Genomic DNA, 12433 nt, shown 5'->3' on the forward strand with positions numbered 1-12433 from the left:
AATGTTAATGATTATTTTGGTTCGCATGCCATTCTTCAGAGGTAGGAGCTACCTCAACATCGTTCATCAAGGCTTCTTTATCACCATCATATGTTTTAGTAATGGGGTTTCCGTTTCTTGTTAGCCCTGTAAAAGTTCCTTTATCCACCTCATTCCAAAGTGCATATTTTGCTTTTCCGTCTACTGTAAATAAACCAAAGTGTTTTTCTGAATTTCCTGAATTATCGCCACCTTTCCAAGGTTCATCAAATCCTTCGAAATAAAAACACGACATTCCTGCTTGGTTAGTCCAATCTCTCATGTGTTTGTAATAAAGAGCTTCTTTGAACTCATCACATGCTTTAGACCCAGTAGCGCCAAAATACCCAGTTGACACCGTTGCCCATCCTGTTTCACCAATATGAATTGGCTTATCGACTCCTAAATTCTTCATATAATCTTTAACCGATTGATATTGAGATATTGCATAATTTTTTGCCCTCAACATAGATGCATCGATTTTTTCGAAATCTGTCATTTTTTTTTGACCTTCTTCTGCTTTTAACCAAAAATCAGGATTATGATGTGTATCATGCATTGGATAGGTATGCATAGAAATAAAATCTACCGCATTGATTAATTTATTTAAATCTTCAACGTGATATTCTTCGCCACCACCGCCCCAAGAAGCAAAATTATCAGAACTTGTAATCCATAAATCTTTAGATAATTTCCCTTCTTTCTTTAAGTCTTGAAGGTAGTTTACCCATTTTAAGATTACCCAGGGTTCTACATAATAAGTTGCAGCCCATTTAACCATAGCCTCATTACCAACGGCAATAACTTTTACGATATCTGGATATTGATTTGCTAATGCAGCTGCTTTTTCAATCTGTGGTTTGTTATCTGCACTTTCTTCATTATGAATAGGTGCCTGATCTGTCCAAGCGTTTTTGCAATCTATCCAAGCGCCAAGCATCACATACATTTCAAAACTAGGTTCTTGTTTTTTTAATTCACTTATAACTTTCAAAAGGTTTTCAGCTTGAGGCAAATGCACTTTATAGGTACGCAGCATCCTAACACCTAGGGCATGTAAAAGTTTTACGTCCTCTTTTAGTTCTTCTAGAGTCGGTTCAATACTATGATCCGCATGCCTATAAGCACCAAAAGACATGGCTAAGTAATCCGGGTTTCCTAAAATATCCTTAGCTGAAACTTCCTTTGTTGAAACTTCTTCTTTCACGTCATTCTTTTTAACTTTAGCACAAGACCCTATAAAACAGATTAAAAAAATCAGTATACAATTTCTTGCGATTGACACATAATTTCTCATAATTAATAATTAATAATTAAAAGTTACTTCTCGTATTAATGGCGGAGCTAAAACCTCTAACAGTAAATCCTTTTTTACACCACCATATGTTTTAGTTATTGATTTACCATCTCTAGTTAGGTTCTTAAAAACGTCTTTATCAACTAAATTCCATAAGCCATATTTTGCTTCTCCTTTAAGGTTTATTAGTCCGAAATGGTTTTCAGAACCCCCATCGTTATTAGCATCTTTCCACTGTTCATCAAACGCTTCGAAATAAAAACATGAAACCTTTTCTTTTTTACTCCATTGTCTCATGAGTTGAAAATACCTGCCAGATTTATATTCGTCTGCTGCTTTTGACCCACTTGCGCCATAGTGCTCATTAGAGACCGTTGCCCAGCCAGTTTCTCCAATATGTACAGGCTTATCAACACCTAAAGTTTTCATATAGTTTACAACACCAGCGTATTGATTTGTTGCAAAATCTAAGGCTCGATGCATTACAGATTCAATTTTTTCTGAATCTGATAATCCATATTCACTTTCAGGCACTAACCAAAAGGCAGGATTATAGTGAGAGTTATGCATAGGATATGTATGCATAGATATATAATCTACTGCCTTAATAAGGTTAGTTAAGTCTTCACAATGATAACTAGGGTCTCCTGCGCCCCAAGATGAAAAATCATCCGAACTTGTAACCCATAAATCTTTAGGAAGCTCGCTCTTCTTTTTTAAATCCTGCAAATGATTTACCCATTTTAAAATAACGTTAGGACGCACAAAATAGCTTGTAGCCCAGCGCACCATAGCTTCATTACCAACAGCTATAATCTTAACAATATCTGGATAAGCTTTTGCTAAAGCAACAGCCCTGTCAATCTCCTCAGCGTTCTGCGCGCTTTCAACTTCATGATTAGGCTCAAATTCAGTCCAAGCGTTGTGGCAATCAATCCAAGCACCTAGCATGACATACATTTCAAAAGAAGGGTCTTCTTTTTTCAGTTCGCTTATAGCTTTCAGTAAGTTAGGAGCCTGTTGCAATTGGACGTTATATGTTCTTAATATCTTAACACCCATAGCAGCCAATATTTTCATATCTTCTTTTAACTGTGGAATTGTAGGTTGTATATCTCTCGACTTCTGCCTATAACCTCCATAGGAAATTGCTAAATAATCTGGGTTACTTAAAATTTCTGCTGCTGTTATATTTCTTTCTTTATTCACGTGTCTTTTTAACTTTTTAACTTTTTTGCCTGTCTTATAATGGCAATCAAAAGTAATTTTAGAATATTATTATAATTTCTAATGTGTCTATTTCTTTAAAGAAACAATTATTTGACTAATCTCTCCTGTTCTTTCAAAAACCTTCTTACTTGTTTGTGAATCCAGCTGTAAAGTATCGTACTCTAAAACTGATTCTTGACTAAACACTATTTTTAAGCCCTCATTCTCAGATAATTTGTAAACAATTGGAATTTGGCAATACGTAAAGCAAAGAGAACCTTCGTTTAACTCGATGCTTTTTATATCCTTATTAACATCAACATATTTAAAGGTTTTTGGGGTTTTCAAAAACTCCCCTATTCTTAATAGTCTTGGGTTGAATAACAATTTTCCTTCAACCACATATACTCCTAGCTCTCCAAACCGACTTAAAATATCTTCTTTCACCTGTCCCGTCATTCCAGGTTGTTGTGCTCCTTTTGTTGCAGGTGTATGTGAATACGGGTCTGTAGGCACCGCTCCATATAACTCTGGAGATTTATGGACACCTATACCCTCATTTATTTCGTAATAATGGTCTAATAGTTTGCCTATTGTAACTTCATTTTCATTGTTTTCAACAGCAAGTAAACAGGTTTCTTGAACCGCAAGCAATAATTTAGAAACCATATGCCAATAAATTGAGCCTAATCCCTCATAACCAAAAAAGGTTCCTGAGCGTCCTGTGAAAGCTTTATGATCAAAAATTTCTTCAAAAACATCTAATATTAATTTCGTGTCTTTTTCAATTAGATCTCCGTAAGTTTCTTGTGGCAAATTCAATAACGCCTCTTTTAAACTATCCGCATTATTAAATGTTCCATTAAAATGATAAAGCCCTTGAACATCTTTTAGAATAATTTGTTTGTTTCCATCTTTAACCAATTGACTTAATAGTAAAGACCCCTCAACTTTATTAGCAGCAATATTGTTTTTAACATCGAAACGCTGTAGCTCCTTATCTGGATAAAGGATATAGCTGTATTGGTCTGGTCTAAACAAGGTGCTAGCCTTAAGAGCATCTAGAACTTCTAACGAGGTGTCTCCTGAAATATAACCAGAACTTAATACAGCCACTTGGCCTTCCAACATTTCTGGTAAATATGAAATAGAAACTTCCGATTCGTTATCAACGGTCATTAAATTATATGCATGGAATAAATTGTCGTCTCTTTTATTTGCATCGATACTATGGTCTAAATACTTCTTAGAAATGTCTAAAAATTGCAATAAATCATTTTTAGAAATAACTGCTTTATCACTTGTAAAACCGTTTTCATAAATATTTAATCTATAATCACTCCCTGCAACTCCTAAGGCGTCTAAAACACTTTTTCTGTCTTTATTAGAAACCTTTCCTGAAAGAATATGGGTGTTTTTATTAAATGTGCTTTGCACCACATTAAAGAATTCAACCAATTCTTTAGAAACTTCATTTTCTTCGAATGATGCCTTTTTAACAACATTTTCGAAAAAATTCAAGAAGCGCCTTAGGTAATATAAAGTAACCATAGAAACTCCATTTCCTACTAAAGCATTATTAGCATCGTTCCATTCAGGTCGTTGTGTGTTCATCCAAATACCACCTTCTGGAATAAAGTTAGAAAGCTTAGCAAGTACAGTAGCTAATAATTTTTCTATAAGGTTTACTTTATAAATAAAGTAAGTTTGATCTCTTAGTAATGCGCCATCAGCTCCTAGCTCTAATCTCTTTTGTTCAATTTTGTCTTGAGATTCCTGATCGAAATCTATGGTATCCTTCGGATTAATTAAAATATCTGAATAACTTTTTATTCTATATGGAACGTTTGCATAAACGAAAATATCTTGATTGAAAGACTTGGCTAATTTATTAGGATAGTGGTTTTCAATAAACTCTAAAAATTTAAGTAAATAAATTATTTGATGATCTCCCCAATATCCAATATAAGACCAAGGGTCGTCTGGTTCAATTGTTTCCCAATCAAATCCGTCTTTTGTAACACGGTAAGGATTATAACCATCGAAAGTAGTAGCATTCAAAAACTTATGAATCATGCTTTCAATAAACTCCGGATAAGAGTGTGCCAAGGCCTCCCAGTTTTGGAATATATCTCTCCAGTTACCTTCGTAATCTAATATTTTTGTACCGTCAATTTCACTTGTTGTGTTAATTGAGAATTTGTTCCATGGCCTACTAGGGTCGCCATGTCTTCGGCTAAACTTAAGCGGCATATATTCTATCGCGAGTCTTTTAAAGTTTTTATCCTCATCTTGCTCAGCTAATCCTTTTAAATGATTAAGCGTGAATTTTTCAGGAAGATTACTAAGAAGCCCTTCCTTTTTCTTAAATACTTTTTTGTTTGCAGTTTCTAAATACTTTACGAAATCCCATTTTTCAATATGGTAGCCATCATCAAAAATACCGCCACGCATAATATTGTATAAGGTGTTAGAGAAGTGTCTCGTATTTCTTAATTTATCAGCAGTTAATTGTATTGCATCTGAAGCTGCATTCAATTCTAATAGCTTTTTAGACCCTAATTCAATATCATTCCGTATTAAGGCGCTAAGGTTTTCTTCATTTTTAATTAGTTGGGAAACCTCAGATATGTTTGTTATTGATTGATTTACATCTGCTACTATAATCCAATCTTGTTCAGATTCGGATTTCAAATTAATATTTGCACATATAAAATAAGCGCCTTTTTCAGCTTTTACATCTACTTCCTGTTTAATTTGAATTCCTTTTCTAAAATTATCAAGCTGTGTAGACGATACTAAATATTTAGCGTCATTAATTCCCACAGACCAAGCAATAGTAGCTTTTAAAGCTTCACTAGGTTCTGCTTTGTCAACAATCATGGAACTTAATGCATAGGTGCCAATACCTGTATTTATATCTAGTTCACATTTCTTATAAGCGTCAACTAAATTGCTTCGTACATTTTGCAAATTTTCAGAAACACCATAAGGAAGCATGTTTTGAATCCCATCTAATACTGTTAGTTCAATATTCTTGTTTGTGTTATTTATAATCGTTGATTGTTTAACAAACCCAAATTGATCGCTAGAATTCCATTGGTATCTATATGTTATCCCTAAGTCGCTATTTACTTCTTCAAAAACAACTTTATTCCCTAGGCTGTTTTTGTATAAATTTCTTTTCGTTTTATAAACACCTTCATATTTATCGGCTAAAGGTTCCCATAAAAACGTTTTTCCTTTGACATGAACTTGGATTATGGTTTTACTTCCTGTAATATCTGCAGATTCGGTTATTTTATCATCTGTATAATATGGAAAAAGTGATGAGTTACTATCTTTTCTACCTGCAGATAATCCGCCATTGCTCGAAATAAACATCCAATGGTTTGAATCGCTTACCACGCTCATAAAGAATGGTCTCATAGCGTCACAATTTGATATTTTATAGTAATTCTCGTTATTAAAGTTTATAAGCTTTCCCTTGATTTCCTTGGTTTCAAAAAATGCTTTTTTATCCCCTATATATATTTCACTATTACTCATTAATTTTAACGTTTGTATTGGTTATCGAATATCGATTCAAGTTAAGCAATATTGTTTTCTTTTTTCTTACAATTAATACCCCAAAAAAATCGAACAGCAATCCATTAATATTTTTGTTATTAGTTTTTTATTAATATTTTCTCTAGTTCTTCCAATGTTTTACCTTTGGTTTCAATTACATATTTGTAAACAAAAATTAAAGCAAAAAATGACAACAATGCGTAAATTGCAAATGTAGTTGTAGGGCCTAAATTCGACAATTCCCAGGGAAATATTTGGGTTACCGAAAAACTAACCAGTGAGTTAAAAAACCCGACTACCGATATGGCTATTCCTTTTATTTTGTTTGGAAAAACTTCCGAAATTAAAGTCCACATTACTGGCCCTAATGAAATAGCAAATGATGCTACATAAAGCAATATAGCAATTAAAACCAAGGTTGCGTTTATGTCTATAAAGTTTGTAATTTCATTACGCTTAAAAACTAAAAATTTATCCTCACTTAATTTAGATTGAACTGCTTGAAACAGTTCAGATTGACTAGTAAATGTATTACCATTAAGATCAATTAAGGACGTCTTTATTTCAGTATCATTAATCTTGCTAATGGTTTCTGAGTTAAAGTTATAGGTAGCATTATTAAAAGCAAAAGCAGCCATTAATAACGCTATTGTCATAAAGGTTGTTCCAATTAGTAAAAGAGGTCTTCTTCCTAGTCTATCAATTAACCAAATAGCAACAAGTGTAAATACTAAATTAGTAAGTCCAACAACAATTGCCTGAAGAAATGATGAATCTGTACTTCCTCCAGCTTGTTCGAATATTGTAGGTGCATAGTAAAAGATAGCATTAATCCCTGTTATCTGTTGAAAAAAAGCAATGCCTAAAGCAATTATCATAATTGTTGCGTACTTGCTTTTCAATAAATCTGCTAATCTTCCTTTCGATTCTTTTTTTGAAGCACCCCTTTGGATTTCATCTATTGTGGTTTGAGCATAACCTTCACCACCAATCTTTACTAGTATTTCTTGGGCAGAGGCTACTTTGTTTAGTTTCGTTACTAACCACCTTGGGCTTCTAGGAACAGTAAATAATGCTACAAAATATATAAAAGCCGGAATCGCTTCAACACCAAGCATCCAGCGCCAACTTTCCCCCTCCATATTTACTAAAAAGTAATTCGAAAAATACGCAACCGAAATGCCTATTACAATATTTAGCTGGTTAAAAGATACCAGACTACCTCGTAATTTAGGCGGTGCAATTTCTGCAATGTATATAGGGGCTATTAAAATAGCGCCTCCAATACCAATGCCTCCAATTATTCTAGCAATAATAAACTCTGTATACCCTGTCGCTAATGCTGACCAAGTCGCCGAAATTGTAAATAATAACGCTACTATTATAAGTATTTTTTTTCTACCATAACGATCACTTAATGGCCCTGCCAGTAAGTTACCCGCCATCGCTCCAAAAATGACACAACCTACCGCAAAACCAAGCATTTCATCGGTCATTTCAAAATAAACGGTTATGCCTTTTATGGCTCCAGAAATAACTGCACTATCAAACCCCAAAAGAAAACCACCTAAAGCCACAATAAGGCTAATTAGTATGGTGTAACTTTTATTCATTTGGGTCTTTTGGTTGGTTTCTTTCATAAACTATATCTCTTTAAAACATTGTTCCAAATTAACCGATGTTTGTTTTTGCTTGAGGTTTAAAAAGACTAGCTAAAATAAAATGAAGCTAGTCTTTTAATGTCTTTTATTAAAAAATTATAACTGTTTAACTACTACATCATCAATATATACAACACCGCCACCATCAGCATTCCCACTTCCAGTTAACTGAAGTAGTAATGAAATACCTTCTACAATATCTCCAGCAGTTACAAATGTACCTGTAAACGTATTCCAAGTATTTAAAGGTTGATCTGTTGCGTTGCCCATATTATGCTCAACAGCGCCTTCCGTTTTTTCTGAAAACGCCAAGACTTGTAATATAGACCCTGTTCCAAGTGCAGTTGTAAACCTATATTTAAAAGTTACTTCTACTGTAGTTCCTGGGGCAATAGTTGATGCAAAACGCTCCCATTTAATATTTGGTGCTTGATTAGCTCCAGTAGTTAATTTTGCAGAATACGTACCCGTGTTTGCTTGTTCGGTACTAACAACAGCAGTACCGCCGTTTAAATTAAACTGCCAACAAGCGCCATCGCCATTATTAGCTTCAAAACCACCATTAGCCAGCAACTCTCCAGAAGGTGGAGCAGGACAATCTCCTGTTCCGCCGCCGCCGCCGCCGCCAGAGCCGCCACCGTCAACTTTAGTAATATCATCTATATAAAGAAAACCAGTATTTGGCTTAAATCCAGTTTGATCTCCTACATCTGGACGAATCAATATTCTGTTCACTCCACCTGGAACGTTTGCTAATGTAAAAGTAAGTTCTACCCACTCGTTGGCAGTAGTAATTTCTTGTACAGCACCAACAGGCTGGTTTGTTCCATCTACTTCTACTTGAAATAATACATTGGTTGGTGCCACAGTAGAATAGAATTTCGCTTTGTAAACGGTAGTTGCTTGATCTAAACCGGCATCAAAAACGAATCCTACACCGCCCCACCAATCGTTAGCAGTGCCATACGCCGCTTCGTATACATTAGGACTCGTATTTATTCCTCCAGAAACTGGGTTAGCAATTAACATGCCTCCTGTGTTAAATTCTGAAGCCGTTACTCCTGCTAGATTGTTCTCAAAATTTAAAAGAACCGTTTCATCAGAACCTCCGCCGCCACCAGACGCTTCAGAAGTTTGAACAATATCATCAAAATAATATATGTCTCCATCGCAATTAGCATCTCTTTCAAAGTATATAATCATACTTTTGTACGTTCCTGTTGTAACATCTGAAAAATCAAAGGTTAATTCTTGCCATTCGCCTACCGCTGTAATCGATGCAACTTTATCAACTGCAGGATCAACATCTGGAGAAGGTAATCGCTCTAAACGCAAGGTAACATCTGTTATTTGAGTTTCAGCTAAAACTTTCATTTTGAATACATTATTAATACGCGCAGTAAAATCTAATGCAGTTGCTAATTCGGTACCCATTCCAGACCATGTTTGGCAAGGATCGGTTTTTATAAATTGCTGTACATTACAACTCGTATTTATCCCTTCTAATAACGGATTGGCTACTATACTAGCTGATGTATTACCGAATGCCTCAAATGTATGTGTTATATCATTGGTTAAAAATGTCCAATTAAGATCTCCATTGGCTGGATCTATATTTTCTACAGTCTCTGGGTCACATGTTATCGCTGTAACAATAACAGTTCTTTGAACTTCTTCTGCTGCATTACCTTGTGCATCAGAGACATTATAAGTGATTACATAAGTACCCTCTGCACTAGTGTCTACCGTATCGCCTCCAACAACTATGTTTGCCGTTATATCACCATCAACCTCGTCAAGAGCCGTAGCGCCAGGATCTGTAAACGTATCCCCTAGTGTTACATTTATTGTTGAGTCTCCTACTAAAGCAATTAGCGGTGCATCTTTGTCCAACACCATGATTATTGACTCAAACGTGTCTGACGCTCCAGCAACATTAATTGCAGTTAATTTTACCGTATAAGAACCAATATCATAAGCAAATACAGGATCAATTAAACTTGAAGTTGTATTGTTTTGATCACCAAAACTCCAAGTGTATTTATTAGCATTCTCTGATGTGTTAATAAATGTTGCCACGCCTGCATCACTTAGCGCAACATTAAAGCCCGCAGTAACTGTTGGTAAAACCGCATCATCGTCTTCGCAACCTATAAAAGCTATCGCTAAAATTAGTATTGAAATTTGTTTAAATTTTCTAAATAATTGTTTCATTGTTCTTTTTTTTAGTTGTTACTGTTTGTATACTCGCACGTAATCTACAAGCATGGTTTGTGGGAATATCTCATCGTCGTCTGGAGCTCCAGGGAAATTCCCTCCGACTGCTAAATTTATTATAATGTAATATGGTTTATTAAATACCCATTCGCCTAGCTTGCCAGTTTCATTTGCTGGTGTTACTATAAGATCAGCAGGCGTTATTTGATTATATAATACATCGTCTACGTAGAAATTGATATATTCTGGACCCCACTCAATACCATATATGTGAAATCCTGCATCTAGACGCTCTCCTAAATCATAACTTTTTGTGATTTGCCCTTGAGGCGTGGTTAAACCTGAATACCCTGGTCCATGAACCGTACCACTAATTGTTGTAGGTTCTTGTCTTCTATACTCCATTATATCAATTTCTCCACATTGTGGCCAAATAACTCCATCTATTGGATCTATGCAAACCTCTTGCTCTTGTCCAGGACAGGTTGCAAGATTTTTGTTTCCATCTGGACACTCAAATTGGGTTTCAACACAACAATTCTCTCCGAGCAACCAAAATGCTGGCCATAGTCCTGAACCGGCAGGTAGCTTTATACGCGCTTCGAAACGCCCATACTGTTGTTCAAATAACCCCTTTGTAGAAAGTCTTGCCGAGGTATATGCAGAATTTTCAAAATTCTCCTTCTGCGCTGTAATAAGCAACATCCCATTCTGCACAGTTACATTCTGTGAACGACTTGTATAATACTGTAATTCATTATTTCCCCATCCATCAAAACCAGTCCCAATATCGTAACCCCAAATTGCAGAGTTAGGTGCACCATCTGTATCAAACTCGTCTGCTATTACAAGTTCTTTAAAAGTAGCCACTGTTTGTGTTTCTTCGGTGTCACAACTAGAGATAACTAAAACCGCTATCAATAGAAAAGACATGAACAGTAAGGTTTTTGTGTTTCTTGTATGTTTCATTGTTTTATTCATATTTTGAATTTTAATTATCTAACTTATTCTTTATAGAAGTAAATATTATCTAAAATAAAATCTGGTCCTCCAGCTAAAATGAGAGCTCCCAAATTGTTCTTCTGAGCCGCAAGGTCTCCATCTAAAGGAATATCTACAGATGTCCAAGCCCCAACCGTTAATCCAGTAGCATCAAATCTTTTATCCTTGTCATCACCATCTGGGAAACCAGTAAAGATATTAGTTTCTATCTCGCCATTCGTTCCAATGTCTCTAATTTGGATGTTAACATTGGTTCCTGGTTTATCAGTAAAAATATCTACATGTAAGTGCGTTAAAGTTGACGCATCCACGGTATTATCAAAAATAATTCCTGTGAAATTATTATTGGTATAAATTCGAACCAACTCTCCTGAGGCACCAACCTCTGTAGTTTCTGTGGTTGAACCACCAAACCCTGGATTGAAGTTACTTCCAGTATCTTCTGCATATGTATCACTAAAGATAGATTTAACATCGGCAGCAGGCCTTATTGGTACTGGGGCTAGAGGTAATGCACCGCTAGAGGTTACGGTTAAAGATCCGAACGCTTTGACACCAGCTAACTCCGCAGTTATTTCAGAGGAACCTTCTCCAATAACACTAGCAATACCAAATTGATTTACAATTGCAACATCGGTGTTTGAAGAAACAAAATTGAAATAAGCAGGCGCCCCGACAACTTCTAAGTTTTCACCATCAACATCGTATTTTATTGCTAGACCTTGAGCCACAATATTTATTTCGCTTCCTGTAAATGTTTGTATGGCTATATCCTGACCATTGAAGGCGACTGGTCTTGGTTGCGAAACAGTACCTAATTTTTCAAATTTTAACTCATCGATCCAGAATGTCCAAGCTATTTCATTTCCATTCGGGCCGTCTCCAAGAGGATCAAAACCGCCCGCAGCAAATAAGAACATTCCCGTTTCTTGAATTAACTTTGAAGGATCTGGTATTGGAATAATATATTTCTTCCATCCAGATGTCATTTGTACAGAGGTAGCAACATCGTAAGAAGGCTCACCTTCCAATGTATCAAAATCGGTTCCAAAACCAACTGCTATGGTTCCAGATGTAGTTCCTTGTGCCCAAAACGTCAGTGCGTCGTATCCCGTCAGATTTCTTCCTGCTCCACGGTCTTCAAAAACACCCCCTATAAAGTTTCCCTCAGGATCATTAGAGGCAGGTACATCAATTCTAATTGACGTGGTTCCTTTGTAGACTGTGTTATTATCCACACCAAAACCACTAGTATTTGCTCCTTCTGCAGGATCAAAAGATCTAAAAAATTGATCGGTAAGTCCTACAGGAGCATCAATAAAGATTTCTGCTGTTGTTGGAAATGTCGCAAAGGATGTATCATCTGAAAGCTCTCTTTCACAACTAAGAACAAGAGCCATTGTACACACTAAAATGAATGTGTACTTAAAATATGTGAATTTTATATTTTTCATTTTCA

The 12433-nt window shown here is 35.6% G+C and carries 7 protein-coding genes; all 7 read right to left on the bottom strand.

What is annotated here, in order from left to right:
* Positions 1-4 precede the first annotated feature (4 nt).
* Positions 5-1315 carry a glycosyl hydrolase family 17 protein gene (locus AC2D6V_RS04000; protein ID WP_484646760.1) on the bottom strand — a complete coding sequence of 437 codons (1311 nt, stop codon included), beginning with the start codon at positions 1313-1315 and terminating at the stop codon, positions 5-7.
* Between the two features lie 9 nt (positions 1316-1324).
* Positions 1325-2524: a glycoside hydrolase family 17 protein gene (locus AC2D6V_RS04005; RefSeq protein ID WP_484646761.1), complete on the bottom strand. Its 1200-nt coding sequence runs from the start codon at positions 2522-2524 to the stop codon at positions 1325-1327.
* An 87-nt stretch (positions 2525-2611) separates the two neighbouring features.
* Positions 2612-6073, bottom strand: a complete 3462-nt coding sequence (locus AC2D6V_RS04010) for a hypothetical protein (RefSeq protein WP_484646762.1) — start codon at positions 6071-6073, stop codon at positions 2612-2614.
* 119 nt (positions 6074-6192) lie between these two features.
* Positions 6193-7734, bottom strand: a complete 1542-nt coding sequence (locus AC2D6V_RS04015; protein ID WP_484646763.1) for a sugar porter family MFS transporter — start codon at positions 7732-7734, stop codon at positions 6193-6195.
* 117 nt (positions 7735-7851) lie between these two features.
* Positions 7852-9969 (bottom strand): immunoglobulin-like domain-containing protein, encoded by a 2118-nt coding sequence (locus AC2D6V_RS04020; RefSeq protein ID WP_484646764.1) that lies wholly within the window; start codon positions 9967-9969, stop codon positions 7852-7854.
* Positions 9970-9987: 18 nt separating this feature from the next.
* Positions 9988-10941: a glycoside hydrolase family 16 protein gene (locus AC2D6V_RS04025; protein ID WP_484646765.1), complete on the bottom strand. Its 954-nt coding sequence runs from the start codon at positions 10939-10941 to the stop codon at positions 9988-9990.
* 35 nt (positions 10942-10976) lie between these two features.
* Positions 10977-12428 (bottom strand): glycosyl hydrolase family 16, encoded by a 1452-nt coding sequence (locus tag AC2D6V_RS04030; RefSeq protein WP_484646766.1) that lies wholly within the window; start codon positions 12426-12428, stop codon positions 10977-10979.
* Positions 12429-12433 lie beyond the last annotated feature (5 nt).

This window comes from Algibacter sp. YIN40 (assembly GCF_057219435.1).